At 41.3% G+C, this 20,280-nt stretch carries 16 protein-coding genes and 1 tRNA gene; 11 read left to right on the top strand and 6 right to left on the bottom strand.

Features of this window, described 5'->3' with window-relative positions; genetic code table 11:
• Positions 1-14: 14 nt before the first annotated feature.
• Together ACOMA9_RS06370 and ACOMA9_RS06365 are read right to left on the bottom strand one after the other, a co-directional pair.
• A tRNA-Lys gene (locus tag ACOMA9_RS06370) sits at positions 15-87 on the bottom strand.
• A 272-nt stretch (positions 88-359) separates the two neighbouring features.
• Positions 360-1,631 (bottom strand): replication-associated recombination protein A, encoded by a 1,272-nt coding sequence (locus ACOMA9_RS06365; RefSeq protein WP_421424944.1) that lies wholly within the window; start codon positions 1,629-1,631, stop codon positions 360-362.
• Between the two features lie 101 nt (positions 1,632-1,732).
• Here ACOMA9_RS06365 and ACOMA9_RS06360 point away from each other — a divergent pair, with 101 nt between their 5' ends.
• From ACOMA9_RS06360 to dtd, 7 genes are all read left to right on the top strand, one after another.
• Entirely contained in the window at positions 1,733-2,203 is a 471-nt protein-coding gene (locus tag ACOMA9_RS06360) for a DUF3013 family protein (RefSeq protein WP_151379928.1), read from the top strand.
• Between the two features lie 49 nt (positions 2,204-2,252).
• Positions 2,253-2,696, top strand: coding sequence for an NUDIX hydrolase (locus ACOMA9_RS06355; RefSeq protein ID WP_151379927.1), 444 nt, complete (start codon positions 2,253-2,255; stop codon positions 2,694-2,696).
• Positions 2,693-3,172 (top strand): GNAT family N-acetyltransferase, encoded by a 480-nt coding sequence (locus ACOMA9_RS06350; RefSeq protein WP_003028902.1) that lies wholly within the window; start codon positions 2,693-2,695, stop codon positions 3,170-3,172. Before ACOMA9_RS06355 ends, ACOMA9_RS06350 begins: the two co-directional genes overlap by 4 nt.
• Before the next feature lie 3 nt (positions 3,173-3,175).
• Entirely contained in the window at positions 3,176-4,129 is a 954-nt protein-coding gene (gene prmA, locus ACOMA9_RS06345) for a 50S ribosomal protein L11 methyltransferase (RefSeq protein ID WP_106083467.1), read from the top strand.
• Positions 4,130-4,873: a 16S rRNA (uracil(1498)-N(3))-methyltransferase gene (locus ACOMA9_RS06340; protein WP_003039154.1), complete on the top strand. Its 744-nt coding sequence runs from the start codon at positions 4,130-4,132 to the stop codon at positions 4,871-4,873.
• 486 nt (positions 4,874-5,359) lie between these two features.
• Complete coding sequence (locus tag ACOMA9_RS06335) at positions 5,360-7,576, top strand: RelA/SpoT family protein (protein WP_330945440.1); 2,217 nt, start codon at positions 5,360-5,362, stop codon at positions 7,574-7,576.
• A gap of 87 nt (positions 7,577-7,663) precedes the next feature.
• Complete coding sequence (gene dtd, locus ACOMA9_RS06330) at positions 7,664-8,107, top strand: D-aminoacyl-tRNA deacylase (protein WP_003028895.1); 444 nt, start codon at positions 7,664-7,666, stop codon at positions 8,105-8,107.
• Between the two features lie 122 nt (positions 8,108-8,229).
• Here the strand turns inward: dtd and ACOMA9_RS06325 are convergent, their stop codons facing one another.
• The 4 genes from ACOMA9_RS06325 to ACOMA9_RS06310 form a co-directional block, all read right to left on the bottom strand.
• The gene (locus ACOMA9_RS06325; RefSeq protein WP_003026873.1) at positions 8,230-8,877 is read right to left on the bottom strand and encodes a metal-dependent transcriptional regulator; all 648 of its coding nucleotides are present in this window, start codon (positions 8,875-8,877) and stop codon (positions 8,230-8,232) included.
• Between the two features lie 154 nt (positions 8,878-9,031).
• Positions 9,032-9,961 (bottom strand): metal ABC transporter substrate-binding protein, encoded by a 930-nt coding sequence (locus ACOMA9_RS06320; protein WP_330945439.1) that lies wholly within the window; start codon positions 9,959-9,961, stop codon positions 9,032-9,034.
• Between the two features lie 34 nt (positions 9,962-9,995).
• On the bottom strand, positions 9,996-10,844 hold the full coding sequence (locus ACOMA9_RS06315) for a metal ABC transporter permease (RefSeq protein WP_022525271.1): 849 nt from the start codon (positions 10,842-10,844) through the stop codon (positions 9,996-9,998).
• Position 10,845: 1 nt separating this feature from the next.
• The gene (locus ACOMA9_RS06310) at positions 10,846-11,565 is read right to left on the bottom strand and encodes a metal ABC transporter ATP-binding protein (RefSeq protein WP_421424940.1); all 720 of its coding nucleotides are present in this window, start codon (positions 11,563-11,565) and stop codon (positions 10,846-10,848) included.
• 176 nt (positions 11,566-11,741) lie between these two features.
• Here ACOMA9_RS06310 and ACOMA9_RS06305 point away from each other — a divergent pair, with 176 nt between their 5' ends.
• The 4 genes from ACOMA9_RS06305 to leuS all read left to right on the top strand — a co-directional run bounded on the left by ACOMA9_RS06305 (position 11,742) and on the right by leuS (position 19,987).
• Positions 11,742-13,637: a M13 family metallopeptidase gene (locus ACOMA9_RS06305; protein WP_421424938.1), complete on the top strand. Its 1,896-nt coding sequence runs from the start codon at positions 11,742-11,744 to the stop codon at positions 13,635-13,637.
• 224 nt (positions 13,638-13,861) lie between these two features.
• Positions 13,862-15,625: an ABC transporter ATP-binding protein/permease gene (locus ACOMA9_RS06300; protein WP_330945437.1), complete on the top strand. Its 1,764-nt coding sequence runs from the start codon at positions 13,862-13,864 to the stop codon at positions 15,623-15,625.
• Entirely contained in the window at positions 15,615-17,282 is a 1,668-nt protein-coding gene (locus ACOMA9_RS06295) for an amino acid ABC transporter ATP-binding/permease protein (protein WP_421424936.1), read from the top strand. The genes ACOMA9_RS06300 and ACOMA9_RS06295 overlap by 11 nt, the downstream gene beginning before the upstream one ends.
• Positions 17,283-17,485: 203 nt before the next feature.
• On the top strand, positions 17,486-19,987 hold the full coding sequence (leuS, locus tag ACOMA9_RS06290) for a leucine--tRNA ligase (protein WP_330945436.1): 2,502 nt from the start codon (positions 17,486-17,488) through the stop codon (positions 19,985-19,987).
• The last annotated feature ends 293 nt before the right edge of the window (positions 19,988-20,280 follow it).

Below are 20,280 nucleotides of genomic sequence, written 5' to 3'. Positions count from 1 at the left end.
CTTAAATTTTATTATGCCCCCTACAGGGCTCGAACCTGTGACCCATGGATTAAGAGTCCACTGCTCTACCAACTGAGCTAAGGAGGCAACAGAAAAAGCTGTATTGGTGCCGGACCTTCACGATTTGTATTGAACCCGCACAATTAAGCAGGTGGGCAACTCGCTCTAACTGAAGCTGCTTCCGCGTGAAACGGCCTGCAAGCTGTTAGAAGTCTTTTGTTTCCCTAATAATACAAAAAATAGTCGGTCAACACTTAAGTGTGAAGTCGTACACCACAGCGTTTCTATAATTATGATACCACAATTTTTGAAAAATTCAAGAGGAAAAATTGATTTTTTGCAAACGATACCATGATTTTTTAGTTATTTTTTAGTTGATCAATCTTATTTTTAGTCATGCCAAGGGCTCGTTCGTACTTGCCGTTTTCGTTCGGAGTGAAATAATCGGCATTTTTTATTTTTTCAGGAAGATAGTCTTGCTGAACCCAATTACCAGGGTAGTTATGCGGATATTTGTAATCCTGAGCATTTCCCAGCTCCTTGCTGCCAGCGTAATGACCGTCTCGTAGATGGCGAGGGATAGGCAAGTTCCCATTTTGTCGCAAATCAGAAAGAGCTTTATCTATAGCTACTATGGCAGAATTAGACTTAGGAGAAAGCGCTAGGTCAATGACAATATTGGCAATGAGGATGCGAGCTCCGGGGAAGCCGATTTTCTGAGCGGCTTCAAGTGCAGTCGCTGTATGAATCTGAGCGTCGGGATTTGCCAGACCAATGTCTTCATAAGCAATGACCGTCAGACGTCGTGCGAGACTGGAAAGGTCTCCAGCTTCAATCAAGCGAGCTGCATAATGGAGACTGGCATTAACATCAGACCCACGGATAGACTTTTGTAGGGCGGATAGGACATCATAGTGACCGTCTCCGTCCTTGTCCATAGTGATGTAGCTCTTTTGCAGACTGTTTTCCATAATATCCAGAGTGATATGGCGAACGCCTGAATTATCCGCTGAGGTAGAGAGGGCTGCTAAATCTAGAGAGTTAAAGGCTGAGCGCAAGTCGCCATTCGTGGAAGTGGCAATAAAATCCAGTGCGTCGTCATCTAGCTGGACAGGAAAATCAAAACCTCGTTCGGTGTCCGTCAGGGCTGTTTGAATGGCTTGTTTAATATCGTCATTTGTCAGAGGCTCCAGCTCGAAAATCTGTACCCGGCTGCGAATGGCAGGAGTGACAGAGAAGAAAGGATTTTCTGTCGTGGCGCCAATCATGATGACCAGACCGTTTTCTAAGAGCGGTAGGAGGAAGTCTTGTTTGGTCTTATCCAAACGGTGAATCTCATCTAAAAGCAGCACCAAACCACCAGAGAATTTGGCTTCTTCTGCAATCTCTTGCAGGCGCTTCTTACTATCAACGGTAGCATTAAAGGTCCGAAAAGCAAATTTGGTAGTTCCTGCAATGGCAGAGGCGATGGAAGTCTTGCCAATCCCTGGCGGACCATAGAGAATCATAGAAGACAGACGATTGGCTTCCACCATGCGACGAATAATTTTTCCTTCACCGACCAGATGTTTTTGACCGATGACCTGATCGATATTTTTAGGTCGCATGCGAATCGCTAAATTTTCTGGCATACATTTTCCTCCTTACTGGTATTCTTTTCAACTGTTCTGATTTATGTTACTATAGTTGTATCTATTTTAACACATTTTAAAGGATTAGAGAGAGGCTGGCTATGGCGAAGTATGGATTTTTGGATATATTAGATAAAGAAATGGAGAAAAGCTTTCCATTTGACTATGAAATCAATTGGGACAAGAAAAACCATGCAGTAGAGCTGTCATTTCTCTTAGAAGTGCAAAATGCAAATAGCATAGAACTTTTAGATATAGATGGGGAAAGTAGTGCAGAAGATATTTTCTTTGAAGAAAGCGTTCTCTTTTATAACCCTGCTAAGTCTCACTTTGAAATAGAGGATTATCTAACAGTTGTCCCTTATGAGCCAAAGAAAGGTTTGTCTCGTGAATTCCTGACCTACTTTGTGGACTTTTTGAAGCAGACGGCCGAAGAAGGGTTAGATGCTCTCATGGACTTTCTAGCAGATCCAGCGGTAGAAGACTTTGAAATTGTCTGGAATAATGAAGTTTTTGAAAAAGGCAGAGCAGGGCTGACGGAGACGGAATTTTATCCATATCCGAGGTACTAAAACACAAGGGTGTCCAAGAAGACGACTAATTGTACGGAGGAAGGTAAGAATGAGCGATATGACTGTTTTGCATCAAACGTTTGATTTCTCAGGCTGTAAAATTGCTTTGCTGTATGGCGATACAATTTTGACCATTTTAAGAGACGATATTCCGACAATTCCTTACCCGAATATGTGGGATTTTCCCGGCGGTGGGAGAGAAAAGGACGAGACGCCTTTTGAGTGCATCAAAAGAGAAGTCTTCGAGGAGCTGGGCATTGAACTCGTGGAGGATTCCATTACATGGGTCAAATGTTATCAGGGATTTGTTCATCCTGAGAAAGTTTCTGTTTTCATGGTGGCCTCTATCTGTCAAGAACTGATAGATCAGATTGTCTTTGGTGACGAAGGACAGGGCTACAAATTGGTAAATATAGAAGAATTATTAGCGGATGAAAACGTCATCCCGCAGTTGAAAAGTAGATTGGGAGATTATTTGGAGGTGCAGATATGATTCATATAGAACAAGCAGAAGCTACAGATTTAGAAACCATTATCAATATTCAACGTGCTAGTTTTAAAGCTGTCTACGAAAAATATCATGACCAGTATGACCCGTATCTGGAAGATAGGGAGCGGATTAAGTGGAAGTTGGTGGAACGTCCTAATAGTTTTTACTATTTTGTCAAAGACGAAGAGGAAATTGTTGGCTTTCTTCGCTTGCAGACCAACGATGCGCGAACAGAAGGTTGGCTTGGGACAGCTGCGATTTTACCTCAGTATCAGCGAAAAGGCTATGGTTATGAAGGGATTCACCTGCTTGAGAAAACATTTTCGACGATTACTCAGTGGGATTTATGTACGGTTTTCCAAGATGAGCCTATGGTCAAATTTTATGAAAAATGCGGCTATCATCAAACGCATACTGAACCAGAGCAAGAGGGCATGGATATGGTTTATATGACGAAGAGTATTAAAAGAAAGGAATGACATATGAACACTTGGCAAGAACTAACCATTACGGTCAGCCGTGAGGCGGAAGAAGCAGTCAGCAATATTCTGATTGATTTAGGCAGTCAAGGTGTGGCGATTGATGACAGTGCGGATTATCTGGGGGAAGCTGGTCCTTTTGGGGAGGTGTTGCCTCAGGTAGAGCAGCTGAATACGGTTGGCATTACGGCTTATTATCCAGAAACAGAGAATCTTGAAATGATTCGTCAGGAAGTGAAAGAGCGGTTGGCTCAGCTGAGGGATTTTGGTTTGGAGATTGGAAAAACTCAGCTAACCACTCAGCAGCTGACGGAGGAAGATTGGGCGGACAACTGGAAGAAATACTTTGAGCCAGCTCGCATTACCCATGACTTGACCATCGTGCCGTCATGGACGGACTATGAGGCTGGTCCGAGTGAGAAAGTCATCAAGCTGGATCCTGGCATGGCCTTTGGTACGGGCACTCACCCGACGACCAAGATGAGCCTCTTTGCTCTGGAGCAGGTCTTGCGGGGCGGAGAAACGGTGCTGGATGTAGGCACAGGAAGTGGTGTCCTCTCCATTGCTAGCTCTCTCTTGGGCGCTAAGGATCTCTATGCCTATGACTTGGACGATGTGGCTGTCCGTGTTGCTCAGGAAAATATTGCCTTGAATGCTGGGACTGAAAATATTCATGTGGCAGCTGGCGACCTTCTCAAAGGCGTTGACATCGAGGCGGATGTCATTGTAGCTAATATTCTGGCGGATATTTTGGTAAATCTGACGGACGATGCTTACCGTTTGCTTAAGGATGAGGGCTATCTGATTATGAGCGGGATTATCTCTGAGAAATGGAATCTGGTGCGGGAGTCGGCAGAAACTGCTGGATTTTTCCTTGAGACCCACATGATTCAGGGCGAGTGGAATGCCTGTGTCTTTAAGAAAACCAAGGAGATTTCAGGAGTGATAGGAGGCTAGATGCAGCAGTATTTTGTGAAGGGACAGGTTGAAAATCCTGTCATTATCAGAGATAAAGATACCCTTAAGCATATGTTTTCTGTCATGCGTTTGGTAGAAGATGATGAAGTGGTGCTGGTTTTTGAAGATGGCATTAAACGTCTAGCAAGAGTTGCGGATAGGGAGCGCCACGTGTTGAATCTGGTAGAAGCATTTCCAGATAACGCGGAGCTGCCGCTTCATGTGACGGTTGCTTCTGGCTTTCCCAAGGGAGACAAGCTGGAATGGGTGGCTCAGAAAACGACAGAACTGGGAGCAGCTGCTATCTGGGCTTTTCCAGCAGACTGGTCTGTAGCCAAGTGGGACGGTAAGAAATTAGCCAAAAAGGCAGAAAAACTTGAAAAGATTGTTTTGGGAGCAGCCGAGCAGAGCAAACGCAATCGGGTACCAGAAGTCCGACTTTTTGAGAAGAAAATTGACTTTTTAGATTGTTTGCGCCAGTTTGACCGCGTCATTGTAGCTTATGAGGAATCTGCCAAAGAGGGGGAGTCTGCTGCTTTAGTCAAGGCTGTGACAGGACTCGAAATAGGAAGTCGGATTTTATTTGTCTTTGGGCCAGAAGGCGGTCTGTCTCCAGCAGAAATTACTACATTGGAAGAAGCAGGAGCTATACTTGCAGGGCTAGGTCCACGTATCTTGCGGACAGAGACAGCTCCACTTTACGCATTAAGTGCAGTTAGTGTTTTGACAGAATTGATACAGTAGGAAAAAGTAGCTTTAATAGCTCTCATTTCTATTGTTCTTAACTCCTAACTTTGGTATAATATAAGCGAAATATCTAGTTTAGCTAGAAAGGATGGAAGCACGGAAACAAATCTGCTGGCTAGATTGCGAAAACCGCTTTTGCTTGGTAAGGAGAGGAGGTTCATCATATCTTTATCTACCTTATTTGAGCTGTTTATTGCTATTTTAGGTGTTGTATCAGCTTGCTATCTCATTTATGCTTATGTTGAATTTATCGGAGATATGCTACATGCAGAAAAGCATCACCTCTTCCATCACAACCCGCCTATATAAAGGCGGGCTTTTTCTAAACTTAGAGTAATTACTATTTACGGGGTATGGCTTATATGTAATCGCAGTTTGAAAAAAATCGGTCATTTCTCACAGAAGCTTTGCATTCTTCTGTGTTTCCTTGTTTTCATATTGCCTTAAAAGTGATAAAATGGTAGGAAGAACTGGAGAGAGAACATGCCAAAAGAAGTGAATTTAACAGGCGATCAAGTGGTCGCTCTTACTAGAAAGTATTTATCATCAGAAGATGTCACCTTGGTGCAAAAAGCTCTATTCTATGCGGTAGATCGGCATCGGGGGCAATTTCGCCAATCAGGTGAGCCATATATCATCCATCCGATTCAAGTGGCAGGGATTTTAGCTAAGCTAAAGTTGGATGCGGTCAGTGTCGCTTGCGGTTTTTTACATGATGTTGTAGAAGACACAGCTGCAACTTTGGACGATTTGGAAGGCGAATTTGGACATGATGTGCGCGTGATTGTCGATGGTGTGACCAAACTTGGTAAAGTCAAGTATATGTCTCACGAGGAACAGTTGGCTGAAAACCACCGCAAAATGCTAATGGCGATGTCCAAGGATATCCGTGTCATTTTGGTAAAACTAGCAGACCGTTTGCACAATATGAGAACACTTAAGCACCTGCGCAAAGACAAACAGGAACGCATCTCACGCGAAACCATGGAAATTTATGCTCCATTAGCTCATCGTTTGGGGATTTCGAGTGTTAAATGGGAATTGGAAGATTTAGCTTTTCGATATTTGAATCCGACAGAATTTTATAAGATTTCTCACCTGATGAAGGAAAAGCGTCGGGAACGTGAGGAATTAGTGGACGAAGTGGTTCATAAGATTGAAACCTATGCGTCTGAGCGTAATCTTCATGGGGAAATTTACGGTCGTCCAAAACATATTTATTCCATTTATCGGAAAATGCAGGACAAGAAAAAGCGTTTTGATGAAATTTATGACTTGATTGCTATTCGCTGCATTTTAGATACGCAAAGTGATGTGTATGCCATGCTGGGTTACATTCATGAACTTTGGCGACCAATGCCCGGACGTTTTAAAGATTATATTGCCAATCGTAAAGCGAACGGTTATCAGTCTATCCACACTACCGTTTATGGACCTAAAGGTCCGATTGAGTTTCAAATTCGGACGAAAGAGATGCACGAAGTGGCTGAATACGGGGTTGCCGCTCACTGGGCTTATAAAAAAGGCATTAAAGGTCAAGTTGATAGCAAAGAATCTGCGATTGGAATGAACTGGATCAAGGAGATGATGGAACTCCAAGACCAATCAAACGATGCGCAAGATTTTGTGGATTCTGTCAAAGAAAATTACCTGGCTGAGGAAATCTATGTTTTCACACCGGACGGAGCTGTCCGCTCGTTGCCAAAAGACTCTGGGCCGATTGATTTTGCATATGAAATCCATACCAAAGTTGGTGAAAAAGCGGTCGGTGCCAAGGTAAATGGTCGCATGGTGCCACTGACTACGAAGTTAAAAACAGGGGATCAGGTCGAGATTATCACCAGTTCCAATTCCTTTGGACCAAGCCGTGACTGGATAAATGTTGTAAAAACGAGCAAGGCACGGAATAAGATTCGTCAATTTTTCAAAAACCAAGACAAGGAATTGTCCATTTCTAAAGGGCGCGAACTTTTACAGGTACAATTTCAAGAACATGGCTGTGTAGCCAATAAATACATGGATAAAAAGCACATGGAAGAAGTCCTGCAAAAAACAAGCTACAAAACAGAAGAAGCTCTTTTTGCGGCAATTGGTTTTGGTGAGATTGGTGCGATTTCTATTTTTAATCGTTTGACAGAAAAAGAACGCCGTGAGGAAGAACGCGCTAAAGCGAGAGCTGAAGCAGAAGAGCTTGTCAAGGGCGGCGAAGTGAAACGGGAGAATAAAGAAACGCTGAAAGTCAAGCATGAGGGCGGCGTTATTATCCAAGGTGCGTCGGGGCTTTTGATACGGATTGCCAAATGCTGTAATCCAGTTCCTGGTGACGAGATTGTCGGGTACATTACCAAAGGTCGTGGGGTAGCAATTCACCGTAAGGACTGTATGAATCTGCGGGCGCAGGAAAATTATGAGCAGCGTTTGATTGATGTCGAATGGGAAGAAAATACCTCTACGAAAGAATATACAGCACACATTGATATTTATGGTTTGAATCGAGCAGGTCTTTTGAACGATGTGCTACAAGTCTTGTCCAATACAACCAAAAATATTTCTACTGTCAATGCACAGCCAACGAAGGATATGAAATTTGCAAACATCCATGTTTCTTTCGGAATCGCTAATTTATCTATGCTCACGACAGTTGTAGATAAGATTAAGAGCGTGCCAGAAGTTTATTCTGTCAAACGGACAAACGGCTAAGTGAGGACAACAGAGCGGAAATGTTTTGCTGGAATTGCGTTCTTGTAAATTTATTCACAAAATGTAACAGAAATTAGAAAGTTCAAAATGAAAATAGTGATTCAGCGTGTGAAGCGGGCTTCGGTATCGATTGATAGCAAACTTTACAATCAAATTCAGCAAGGACTGCTGTTGTTAGTCGGTGTTGCCCCAGATGATGATCAAGAAGATGTGGCGTATGCAGCGAGAAAAATTGCCAATATGCGGATTTTTTCAGATGATGAAGACAAGATGAACTTGTCCATTAAAGACGTAAAGGGAGAGATTCTTTCTATTTCTCAATTTACCCTTTACGCAGATACCAAAAAAGGGAATCGTCCTGCATTTACTGGCGCTGCGCAACCAGACTTGGCTAGTCAGTTATATGATGATTTTAACGAATTGCTAAGTCAAGATATACCTGTCAAAACAGGTGTTTTCGCAGCTGATATGCAGGTTGAGTTAGTCAATGACGGACCGGTGACGATTGTGTTAGATACGAAGAATCGTTGAGAAAATGATAAATAAAAACGAGTCTGGACAAAACTGTTCCAGACTTGTTTGCTTTCTAGGATAAAACTCAATACGCATTGAGCAGTCTCCAATGTGTTAATGTTATCAGTTGCGACTTCCTTTTATATTTTTTCCACATAAAGCTGTTGAGCGATAGCAGAGTTGACTTGCAGCTCTTTTCCATTGACCTTGAGCGCATACAGTTGAGCGTAAGGATCGTATTGCTCCAGTATCAGCGTATCTCCCAGATGTAAATCGTGTTTTTCCAAATATTTTAATAGTTCAAATTCATCGTGAACTCGTGCTAAACGATAGGTTCCAGCATTTTCGACTTGATCTAAAGTCAATTGGTATTTTTCGACCAATAATTCACCTTTTGCAGGAATGGTTCCGCCGTGGGGACAGGTTTCTGGGAAATTCAGCATTTTTTCTAAGCGCTCGACAAATAATTCTGAAACGGTGTGTTCTAAGACTTCCGCTTCTTCATGGATTTGATCAGTCGTATATCCCAAATCATGTACGAGAAAAGCCTCGATGAGTCGGTGCTTGCGATATAGCTCAGAAACAAGATGTAAACCAAGATCTGTCAGTAAATAACCACTTGTTTTATCTTTTACAATCAATTTTTCGGCTTTCATCTTTTTAATCATTTCTGTAACAGCTGGGGGAGATACCTGCATTTGGGCGGCAATTTCTTTATTTGTAATTTTTTGAGTATGCGTACCAATCTCATAAATACATTTGAGGTAATCTTCTTTGTTTGGGGTCATGTTGTCTTTTTACTCCTTATCTTACTAGTATATCAAAAATAACTTAAGAATACAGCCGATAACCGCTTGTTTCAGAGAATGTAAGGCTTATTATTCAAGAAGAATTTTAAGTAAAAAGGAACTGGCAATCAATTCCGGCTCCTTTTTCCATTTCTTATTTGCTAAGACCTTCTGAAATCTTATCTAAGTTCCATTTCATCATGTCATAGTAGCTATCGCCTTTTTCTCCTTTTTCAGCGACTGAGTCAGTGAAAATTTTAGCATAAATTGGAATTTTCGTATCTTTTGAAACGGTCTTCATTGGACGTTCATCGACACTACTTTCGACAAAGAGTGAAGGGACTTTTGTTTTACGAAGTTTTTCAACTAGTGTTTTGATTTGGTCTGGAGTTCCTTCTTCTTCGGTGTTGATTTCCCAAATGTAAGCAGAAGGCACGCCGTAGGCTTTAGAGAAGTATTTGAAGCAACCTTCGCTGGTAACAATCATTTTCTTGTCAGCAGGAATGTTGTTGAATTTTTCCTTTGCTTCCTTGTCTAATTTTTCTAATTTTGCAGTATAAGCTTTCAGATTCTTTTCATAAGTTTCTTTGTTTTTAGGATCTTTTTCAATCAAACGTTTTGCAATGTTTTTAGCATAGATAACTCCGTTTTCAAGATTGAGCCAAGCGTGTGGGTCTTCTTTTCCTTTTTCGCTTTGACCTTCAAGATAAATGACCTCAACACCGTCACTTACAGCATAGTAATCTTTGTTTTCAGTCTTTTTCGCATTTTTAACTAATTTTGTAAACCAAGCATTTCCACCTGTTTCAAGATTGATACCATTATAGAAGATTAAATCAGCATTAGAAGTTTTCTTGACATCGTCTGGTAATGGTTCGTATTCATGTGGGTCTTTTCCGACTGGAACAATGCTGTGCAGATTGATTTTATCACCAGCGATATTTTTTGTAATATCAGCAATGATAGAGTTGGTAGCAACAACATTCAATTTTGAATTCTTAGTAGATGTTCCTTTCTGACCAGCGCAGGCAAAGAGTCCTACAACAGCCAAAAACAGAACGGCGACAAAACCTAATTTTTTCATATAAGGTTCTCCTTTGATAAATTTAATACTAACTTTATTTTAGCTTGGGTTTGTTTTTAAGTTTGTTAAATCGTTGTTTTGGAGCGATAAAGAAACTAATGGCAAAGATAATGGCGGATGTCAGTACAATACTTGAGCCAGCCGCAACATTAAAGGTATAGCCAATGAAAAGTCCTAAGACAGATGCAATTGCCCCCAAGCTAGAAGACAAGATAATCATCGTTTTAAGACTGTTAGCGTAAAGATAAGCCGTAGCAGCAGGTGTAATCAGCATAGCAACAATCAAAATTGTTCCCACGCTTTGCATAGCTGTAACTGCAACCAGCGTCAAGAGAATCATTAAGAGATAATGATAAAGATTGACTGGCATCCCCATCGCTTTTGCCAGAAGTGGATCGAAAGATGTAATCAATAATTCTTTGAAGAATAGTCCAATAATAATTAGAACAGCGATTCCGACACCGATTGTAATCCACATATCAATGTCTTGCACAGCTAAGATATTTCCAAAAAGAATATGGAAAAGGTCGGTTGAACTATTAGCAACTCCAATCAAAATGACTCCAAGAGCTAAAAAGGAACTAAAAGTTATTCCAATGGCAGTATCACTTTTGATAATTGAATTTCCTTTAATATAAGTAATAATGACCGAAGCTAAAAGTCCAAAAACAATGGCTCCGATAAAGAAGTTGATTCCTAAAATAAAGGAGAGTGCAACTCCCGGCAAGACCGCATGTGAAATGGCATCGCCCATCAAAGACATGCCTCTTAGGATAATGAAGCAACCAACTGCTCCAGCAACAATCCCGATGACAATGGCTGTAATCAGCGCATTTTGTAGAAAATGGAAATTTTGTAGTCCATCAATAAATTCTGAAAACATATTAAAGACCTCCATTCACAAAAAGCTGAGAGCCATAGGCTTTTTTCAAGTTTTCTTCTGTGAAAGTTGATGAAGTTTCTCCAATGGCAATGAGTTCTTTATTCAAAATTAAAACTTGATCAAAGTAATGTGGGACTTTTCCTAAGTCATGGTGAACAATGAGAATCGTCTTTCCTTGTTCTTTTAGACTGCGTAGCGTTGTCATGATGATTTCTTCACTGATTGAATCAATTCCAACGAATGGTTCATCCAGAAAGATACAGTCAGCTTCTTGTACTAGACAGCGCGCAATCAAGACCCGTTGAAATTGCCCTCCTGACAATTGGCTGATTTGGCGTTCAGCATAATCCTCTAAGCCGACAATGCGTAACGCATTTGTCACCTTGTCCCAGTCTGTGCTTGTTAGTCTGTGGAAGAGTTTCACTTTTGGATACAGTCCAAGAGACACACACTCTTTCACTTTGATAGGGAAGTTGTAGTCAATGTGAACTTTTTGTTCCACATAAGCTACATGGCTAAGTACCTTTGAGAATTCTTTATCATCAAGATAAGTTTGTCCAACATGATCAATGATGCCCAACATTCCTTTTAAAAGGGTTGATTTACCAGCTCCGTTGGGACCAATAACTCCCATGATAGTTGGGCCTTGGATTTCCAAAGAAATCTGATTGAGAGCAAGCGTTTCCTGATAAGAGACACTTAAATTTTCGATACGTATCATTTTTATACACCCCTACCTTTAATATACCTTAAAATAAAAATTAAGTCAAGTTAATTTTTAGAATTTTTAAGAAAAATCAGAAGCAGGGTTTGCCAGAAAACTCCCTTTTGATAAAAGTTTGATTATTCAGAACTTTTTTGATAGGATTAAGGTAAAACAATGAAAGCGAGAACAAGATGACACGTTTACAAGATGATTTTTTTGATTATGTTAATGGTGAATGGGAAAAAACAGCAGTTATTCCTGATGATAAACCTATGACAGGTGGATTTATGGATTTGGATCAAGATATTGAAAAATTGATGCTGGCTACAACTGATAAATGGTTAGCAGGTCAAGATGTACCGGATGATTCAATCTTGCAAAATTTTGTGAAATACCACCGTTTGGTAGCAGATTTTGACGGACGGGAACAAGCAGGAGTTGCTCCGGCAATGCCGCTGGTAGAAGAATATAAAGCGCTTGGCTCTTTTAAGGAATTTGCAGATAAGATTGCTGAATATGAAATGGCTGGAAAGCCAAATTTCTTTACTTTTGATGTTGTTCCAGACTTTATGAATGCGCAAATGAATGTTCTCTGGGCTGATGCACCTGGAATCATTTTGCCAGATACAACCTACTATGAAGAAGGAAATGAAAAAGGTAAGGAATTGCTGGCAATCTGGCGGAAAATGCAGGAAGAACTGCTGCCTAAATTTGGCTTTTCGAAAGAAGAAACAAAAGATATTTTAGATAAATATCTGGAATTGGATGCTAAATTAGCCAAGTATGTCCTGTCAAATGAAGAAAGCTCAGAATATGTGAAATTATATCATCCTTATGATTGGGCAGATTTCACGAAGCTAGCTCCAGAATTGCCACTTGATGCGATTTTTACAGAGATTTTGGGACAAATCCCGAACAAGGTGATTGTTCCGCAAGAGCGCTTCTGGAAAGAGTTTGCGGCGGAATATTATTCAGAAAAGAATTGGGCTGCTATCCATGCAGGATTGAAATTGTTTGCGGCTGGAGCATGGACTTCTTTACTCACTGAAGAAATTCGTGTCCTTTCAGGGACCTATGCACGCGCTATCTCAGGTGTCCCAGAACCCCGTCCAAAAGAAAAGGCAGCTTACCAGCTAGCGCAAGGTCCGTATAACCAAGCACTTGGTCTTTGGTATGCGGGAGAAAAATTCTCACCTGAAGCAAAAGCAGATGTAGAGCACAAAGTTGCTGCTATGATTGATGTTTATAAGTCGCGTCTGGAAAAGGCGGATTGGCTCGCTAAGGAAACACGTGACAAAGCGATTGTCAAGCTCAATGTCATCACACCGCATATCGGCTATCCAGAGAAATTGCCAGAAACCTATGAGAAAAAAGTGATTGATGAGAATTTGAGCTTAGTTGAGAATGCTCGAAACTTAGCAAAAATTTCTATTGCGCATACATGGAGCAAGTGGAACAAGGAAGTGGATCGCAGTGAATGGCACATGCCAGCTCATATGGTCAATGCATATTATGACCCACAGCAAAATCAAATTGTGTTCCCAGCAGCTATTCTCCAAGCGCCATTTTATGATTTACATCAATCTTCATCAGCCAACTATGGCGGCATCGGTGCGGTGATTGCTCATGAAATTTCTCATGCCTTTGACTCAAATGGAGCTTCATTTGACGAACACGGAAGTTTGAACAATTGGTGGAAGCCAGAAGATTACGAGGCCTTCCAAGCACGTACTCAAAAGGTGATTGAGCAATTTGACGGACAGGATTCTTACGGTGCTAAAGTCAATGGGAAACTAACTGTTTCAGAAAATATTGCAGACCTTGGTGGTATTGCGGCAGCACTGGAAGCCGCTAAGAAAGAAGCAGACTTCTCTGCAGAAGAATTCTTTACTAATTTTGCTCGTATCTGGCGCATGAAAGCTCGTCCAGAATACATGCAAATGCTAGCCAGCGTGGACGTGCATGCTCCCGGAAAACTCCGGACAAATATTCAATTGCCAAACTTTGATGATTTCTTTACGACTTTTGATGTTAAAGAAGGTGATGGCATGTGGCGCAAACCAGAAGACCGCGTGATTATTTGGTAATGGCATCACTTTATTCAAAACCAGTTGGAATGGTCAGCTGGTTTTTTGTGTATTTAGCGTAGAGAGGCTGGCTAATTGATTTGTCTTATGAATAAATTTCACAAGGAAGGAAAGTTTTCATGGACTGCACAAATTAAAAAAACTGAAAATTTAATTTATTTCTCTGCTTGGGAGTGTTATAATGAATAAATATAGAACAGAATAAAGAATATGAGGAGAAAGTGATGACAGAAGAGCAAGAAAAAATATCGCGAGGCAGAAAGAAAGTGCTGATTGCTCGTTTGAAAGAACTGATCCAGCCTAAAATGAAACTGATTTATCTATCGGCTTTTTTAGCTTGGCTTCAATTCATCATGCGGATTTTGAGCTTTGCATTGATAGCAAAAGTTTTGTCGGATTTATATGAGGGAATACCATTGGATTTTTTGTCGGTTCTTTTTTGGCTATTTTTCTTTTCTTGTTTAGGTTTTGCGCTTTCGCTTCTGGCGAAAAATTTCCAAGGAGTAGCTTCGCAGTTTGCTCGCAACAAACTAAAATCAGCATTTTTTCAGGCTTTCGTAGATAAAGACGGAGAATTTCAGGATAGTAAGACGGCTGCAGATGTTTTGACGGTAGCGTCACAAGGAATTGACAGTTTGGATACGTATTATTCTTATTATCTCCCCTTAAATCTACGAACGTATTTGAATTGCTTGACAGTGTTGGTGATTGTGTTTTTTCTGTTCCCTGCTGGCGGTTTGATTTTTATTCTCTCGCTGCCTTTGATTCCTATGTCTATCATTCTCATGCAGAAGCGTTCGCGCAGGATTATGAATCGTTACTGGGCTTCTTATATGGACGTTGGCAATCTCTTTTTAGATGATCTTCAGGGGCTGAACACTCTTTATTCTTATCAGGCAGATGCAAAATATGAAAAGGAATTTGCAGCGCAGGCAGAGGATTTCCGTGATGCAACTATGGAACTTCTAGGATTTCAGCTGCAGTCAGTTGGCTACATGGATGCAGTCATGTACTTGGGGATTGGCGTGTCAGGATTCGTTGCAGCTTCCATGTTACAAGCAGGGCATTTATCACTGTTTGCTATGATTTACTTTGTTTTTATTGCGACTGAGTTTTTCACGCCGATTCGTGAAGCTGGTTATGGAATGCATTTAGTTATGATGAATACCAAAATGGCTGATCGAATTTTTGGGTTTTTGGATTCGATTGAAAAAGAAGCAAAAGAGGAACGGCAGGAATTGCCTCCTTTTAGTGAATTGACAGTTAATGGCTTGGATTTTGCTTTTGCGGATAGAAAATTATTTGAAAATCTAAGTTTTAAAATGAAACGAGGACAAATCTTAGCCATTGCAGGAGAAAGCGGCCGTGGGAAAACGACGTTAGCCAAGCTGTTGTTGGGGAAACGACAGGCGGACAGAGGTTCCATTTTCTTAGGAGAAAAAGAAATCGAAAGCCTATCCAAATCAACTATTTATCAGGAAGTCATGTATGTGTCAGCAAACAGTGTCCTTTTAAACGCATCCATTCTTGAGAATTTACAGTTGGCGGTAAATTGGTCGCGGGTTGAATTAGAGGACTGGCTGGCTGAAAAAGGAGTTTTAGCGTTTGTAAGAGATCTGCCTCAAGGTCTCGATACTCTTGTGGGGGAAAACGGCAGTCAATTGTCACCGGGGCAACGCCAGCAGATCATTTGTGTGCGAGCTATCTTGGCCAAGCGTTCACTCTATCTGTTTGATGAAGTGACATCCAGTGTAGATAAAGACAATGAAGTGGCTATCTATGATTTGCTAAATTTGGTAGCGCAAGACGCACTTGTCATTGAGATTACTCACAAGATGAAACAAGTCGCTAAAGCAAGTCAAGTTCTCTTTATAGGAAAAGAAAAAACGGTTTTGGGAACACCGACAGAAGTCTATGAACAGAGTGAAGAATACCGTCAATTGGCAAATACCCAGCAAGAGTTGGAGGAATTAACGTATGGAAACTAAAAAACGTTACACAACTCGTGTTATCCTCAGCAGACTTTTTCAGGTGATGAACCATTTGCTCCCTTTTATCGCTCTAGCGGTTTTCTTTGCGGTACTGGGCTTTGTCACAACGGTGGCAATTCCAACTCTTGTGATTGTATCAGGTTTTCATGCTTTGAATGGTCAGCAGCCTGCTTGGTGGAGTCTGATTTTACTGATTGGACTAGCCCTAGCTCGGGGCGCCTTTCGTTATGGCGAGCATTATTTCGGGCATTTTGTTGCCTTCCATTCTCTAGCGGATTTACGTAAGCTCATTTTTGCGAAGCTACGTCGTTTGGCACCAGCAAAGTTGGATCGTCAGGACAGCGGCAAATTGCTCAAGATGATTGGTGAAGATATTGAAGCGCTGGAAATCTTTTTTGCACATACGATAGCTCCTATTTGTACAGGGTTCTTGACAGCTCTTTTGATGGGAATGTATTTTGCATATTTCTCGTTTTGGTTTGCTTTAGTGACTTTAATGACTTATGGGATTTTAGCTATTATTTTACCGAGAATGTTTGCTCTCGGTTTACAAGATATTTTGCAGAAGCAAAATCAGGAACGCTCGAATTATGTTTCTTTTTTCTTGGAAAGTCTGAAAGCGATGGGCGATTTGTCTCAATTTGGCAAGAGTCACGAACGATTTGCAGAATTGACGGGCAAAAGTCAGACTGTGAACCAGTTGGAAAGACAGGTTACTCAGAAACAATATCTACAGCAAACGGTAACCTTTTTGGTGGTGGGACTGTCTCTTACAAGCGTTGCTCTTTTTGCATTCTATCAAGTGGAAAATCATCAGTTATCTTGGCAGGGAGCGGTTCTCGTTTTAGTTGCTTTTTCTAGCTCTTTTGCTCCTTTTTTAGAATTAGGCCGCCTGCCTTTAGGATTTAAACGTGCTATGAATGCTGGTCGTACTGTTTTTGCTCTCTTAGATGAGGTAGAGCCCGTCCAAACTGGTCAGGAAATAGCTGTCACTTTAGACGATATTCTGATTGAGAATATGGATTTTGCTTACGACAATCATCAGCAAAAGCTGTTTAATAATTTCTCTGCACATTTTGAAAAAGGGAAGATTATTGGCTTGATTGGTAAGAGTGGTAGTGGTAAATCAACCCTGATGAAGCTCATTATGCGTTGGTATGACAGCAATGCTGGTTCAGTTTTTCTTACTGGTGTAAACTCCAGAGAAGTTAATCGTCAGCATTTGCAGGCTTCATTTGCCTATGTACCACAGATAGCTCAGCTTTTTCATCAATCTTTGAGAGAAAATCTCTTACTGGGGAGAAACGACATTAGTGATGAAAGTATCTGGAAGTTGGCAGAAAGATGCCGACTAAAAGAGTGCCTAGAAAGATTGCCGAATGGATTGGATACAATTATTGACGGTGAACGTGACTTTTCAGCTGGAGAAAGACAGTGTTTAGAGCTTATGCGGGCACTCTTGAAAAAGGCGGATTGTTATATCTTTGATGAGCCGACTAGCAATCTTGATTCGCTCAACGAAGCGGCGTTTCTATCTATTGTAAAAGAAGAATGCCAAGGAATGATTTTTATGATTTCACACCGTACGTCAACAGTGGCATTTGCAGGTGAAATCTATGAATTGGACGCATCGCTGTTAAAACGACTGCAATAAAAAGGGTAGAATAAATGCTAGGCTTCATATTTTAGGATTTTCCATTTAGCTATGGAGTTAAAACTTCTCAATAAAATGAGCTAGAAAACAAATCCAGTTAGTAAAGTATTCTTTTTTGATTATGTTTCCTCTTTCCCTAATTATGCCTTTTAAAATCGCCTAAAAATGGTATAATAATAACATCACAAAATTGGAGTGAATCAATGACTTTTTATAATCACAAATCAATTGAAAAAAAATGGCAACATTATTGGGCTGAAAATCATACCTTCAAGACAGGAACAGATGCTGACAAACCAAACTTTTATGCGCTGGATATGTTTCCTTACCCATCTGGAGCAGGTCTACACGTAGGACACCCAGAAGGCTACACGGCGACTGATATTCTCAGCCGTTTCAAACGTGCTCAAGGCTACAACGTTCTTCACCCAATGGGCTGGGATGCTTTTGGGCTTCCTGCTGAGCAATACGCGATGGACACAGGAAATGACCCAGCTGAGTTTACGGCAGAAAATATTGCCAATTTCAAACGCCAAATCAATGCACTGGGCTTCTCTTATGACTGGGACCGTGAAGTGAATACAACGGATCCTAACTACTACAAATGGACTCAGTGGATTTTCACAAAATTATACGAAAAAGGCTTGGCATACGAAGCCGAAGTGCCAGTTAACTGGGTTGAAGAACTAGGTACAGCCATCGCCAACGAAGAAGTCCTTCCTGACGGGACATCTGAACGTGGTGGCTACCCGGTTGTCCGCAAACCCATGCGTCAATGGATGCTGAAAATCACAGCTTATGCTGAACGTCTGCTAGAAGATTTAGAAGACCTTGATTGGCCAGAGTCTATCAAGGACATGCAACGTAACTGGATTGGTAAATCAACTGGTGCTAATGTTACCTTTAAAATTAAGGGTACTGACAAAGATTTCAGCGTATTTACAACTCGTCCAGATACATTATTTGGTGCGACTTACGCTGTTTTAGCGCCTGAGCACCCACTTGTTGAAGCTATTACAACACCAGAACAAGCGCAAGCAGTTGCTGACTACAAACACCAAGCAAGCCTTAAATCTGACCTTGCTCGTACAGACCTTGCTAAAGAAAAAACAGGTGTTTGGACTGGTAGCTATGCCATTAACCCAGTAAATGGTAAAGAAATGCCAATCTGGATTGCTGATTATGTTCTTGTAAGCTACGGTACTGGTGCTATCATGGCGGTTCCTGCTCACGATACACGTGACTGGGAATTCGCAAAACAATTCGGTTTGGAAATTATTCCAGTTCTTGAAGGCGGAAATGTTGAAGAAGAAGCTTACACAGAAGACGGACTTCATATCAATTCTGGTTTCCTAGACGGTCTTGATAAAGCGCAAGCTATTGACAAAATGGTTGAATGGCTTGAAGCAGAAGGCGTTGGTAACAAGAAAGTGACTTACCGCTTGCGTGACTGGCTCTTCTCACGTCAACGTTATTGGGGTGAACCAATCCCAATCATCCATTGGGAAGACGGCACAACAACAGCTGTTCCAGAAGAGCAATTACCACTTGTATTGCCAGTAACCAAAGACATCAAACCTTCCGGTACAGGGGAATCCCCACTTGCTAACTTGACCGATTGGCTGGAAGTGACTCGTGAAGACGGGGTGAAGGGCCGCCGTGAAACCAATACTATGCCTCAATGGGCTGGTTCCAGCTGGTATTATCTGCGCTATATTGATCCACACAACGATGAAAAGTTAGCAGATGAGGAATTGCTCAAGGCTTGGTTACCAGTTGATATTTACATCGGTGGTGCAGAACACGCTGTGCTTCACCTTCTTTACGCTCGTTTCTGGCATAAATTCCTTTATGATTTAGGTATCGTTCCAACCAAGGAACCATTCCAAAAGCTCTTTAACCAAGGGATGATTTTGGGAACAAGCTATCGTGACAGCAGAGGAGCTCTGATTGCCAGTGATAAAGTTGAAAAACGTGACGGTTCTTTCTTCAATATCGAAACAGGTGAAGAGCTGGAGCAAGCTCCGGCGAAGATGTCTAAATCACTTAAAAACGTTGTGAATCCTGATGATGTGGTTGACCGTTATGGTGCGGATACGCTGCGCGTGTACGAAATGTTCATGGGACCGCTTGATGCGTCAATCGCTTGGTCTGAAGAGGGTCTTGAAGGCTCGCGTAAATTCCTCGACCGCGTTTACCGCTTGCTGACTAGCAAGAAAATTGTGGCAGAAAACAGTGGTGCGCTTGATAAAGTCTACAACCAGACAGTCAAAGCTGTAACTGAGCAGATTGAAGAACTCAAGTTCAATACAGCCATTGCCCAGCTCATGGTCTTTGTTAATAGCGCCAACAAGGAAGACCGTCTCTATGTGGAATATGCAAAAGGCTTGATCCAACTCCTAGCTCCATTTGCACCGCACTTGGCAGAAGAACTTTGGCAAGGATTGACACAATCAGGCGAGTCTATTTCATACGTTCTTTGGCCAACCTGGGATGAAGCAAAACTCGTTGAAGACGAGATTGAAATTGTTCTCCAAATCAAGGGCAAAGTTCGTGCGAAACTCGTTGTAGCAAAAGATTCCAGCCGTGAAGAACTTGAAAAACTTGCTCTTGCCAACGAAAAAATCAAGTCAGAAATCGCTGGCAAAGAAATCATCAAGGTGATTGTAGTCCCTAACAAACTTGTTAATATTGTTGTTAAGTAATAGGTTCTGTTAGCCGTAACCCCAACCTTCAATAGCTTCTCAGGCTATTGAAGTCACCTAAATTGGCGAATATTGTTGCGAAATAAAAGAAAAATGAGGATTCTGATAACATTTGGAATCCTTTTTTGCTACCTTAAACTAAAAAAGCTTAAACTTAAAAACAAGAAAAATAAAAAAAGATGAAAAAAGGTATTGACAAGAGTCAAAGGAGATGATATACTAAGATAGTTGTCGCTTGAGGGGCGACAAAGACCTTTGAAAACTGAACAAGACGAACCAATGTGCAGGCGACT

Origin of the sequence: Streptococcus atopicus (assembly GCF_049166725.1) — a bacterium.
GTDB lineage: Bacteria > Bacillota > Bacilli > Lactobacillales > Streptococcaceae > Streptococcus > Streptococcus hominis.
This window is presented reverse-complemented; position numbering and strand designations above follow the sequence as displayed.

What these genes read in the sequence shown, in the direction of transcription:
- ACOMA9_RS06350 (WP_003028902.1), top strand. Translation starts at nt 2,693, where the DNA reads ATGATTCATATAGAACAAGCAGAAGCTACAGATTTAGAAACCATTATC.
- ACOMA9_RS06295 (WP_421424936.1), top strand. Translation starts at nt 15,615, where the DNA reads ATGGAAACTAAAAAACGTTACACAACTCGTGTTATCCTCAGCAGACTT.
- prmA (WP_106083467.1), top strand. Translation starts at nt 3,176, where the DNA reads ATGAACACTTGGCAAGAACTAACCATTACGGTCAGCCGTGAGGCGGAA.
- dtd (WP_003028895.1), top strand. Translation starts at nt 7,664, where the DNA reads ATGAAAATAGTGATTCAGCGTGTGAAGCGGGCTTCGGTATCGATTGAT.
- ACOMA9_RS06360 (WP_151379928.1), top strand. Translation starts at nt 1,733, where the DNA reads ATGGCGAAGTATGGATTTTTGGATATATTAGATAAAGAAATGGAGAAA.
- ACOMA9_RS06310 (WP_421424940.1), bottom strand. Translation starts at nt 11,565, where the DNA reads ATGATACGTATCGAAAATTTAAGTGTCTCTTATCAGGAAACGCTTGCT.
- ACOMA9_RS06355 (WP_151379927.1), top strand. Translation starts at nt 2,253, where the DNA reads ATGAGCGATATGACTGTTTTGCATCAAACGTTTGATTTCTCAGGCTGT.
- leuS (WP_330945436.1), top strand. Translation starts at nt 17,486, where the DNA reads ATGACTTTTTATAATCACAAATCAATTGAAAAAAAATGGCAACATTAT.
- ACOMA9_RS06325 (WP_003026873.1), bottom strand. Translation starts at nt 8,877, where the DNA reads ATGACCCCAAACAAAGAAGATTACCTCAAATGTATTTATGAGATTGGT.
- ACOMA9_RS06340 (WP_003039154.1), top strand. Translation starts at nt 4,130, where the DNA reads ATGCAGCAGTATTTTGTGAAGGGACAGGTTGAAAATCCTGTCATTATC.
- ACOMA9_RS06305 (WP_421424938.1), top strand. Translation starts at nt 11,742, where the DNA reads ATGACACGTTTACAAGATGATTTTTTTGATTATGTTAATGGTGAATGG.
- ACOMA9_RS06315 (WP_022525271.1), bottom strand. Translation starts at nt 10,844, where the DNA reads ATGTTTTCAGAATTTATTGATGGACTACAAAATTTCCATTTTCTACAA.
- ACOMA9_RS06365 (WP_421424944.1), bottom strand. Translation starts at nt 1,631, where the DNA reads ATGCCAGAAAATTTAGCGATTCGCATGCGACCTAAAAATATCGATCAG.
- ACOMA9_RS06320 (WP_330945439.1), bottom strand. Translation starts at nt 9,961, where the DNA reads ATGAAAAAATTAGGTTTTGTCGCCGTTCTGTTTTTGGCTGTTGTAGGA.
- ACOMA9_RS06300 (WP_330945437.1), top strand. Translation starts at nt 13,862, where the DNA reads ATGACAGAAGAGCAAGAAAAAATATCGCGAGGCAGAAAGAAAGTGCTG.
- ACOMA9_RS06335 (WP_330945440.1), top strand. Translation starts at nt 5,360, where the DNA reads ATGCCAAAAGAAGTGAATTTAACAGGCGATCAAGTGGTCGCTCTTACT.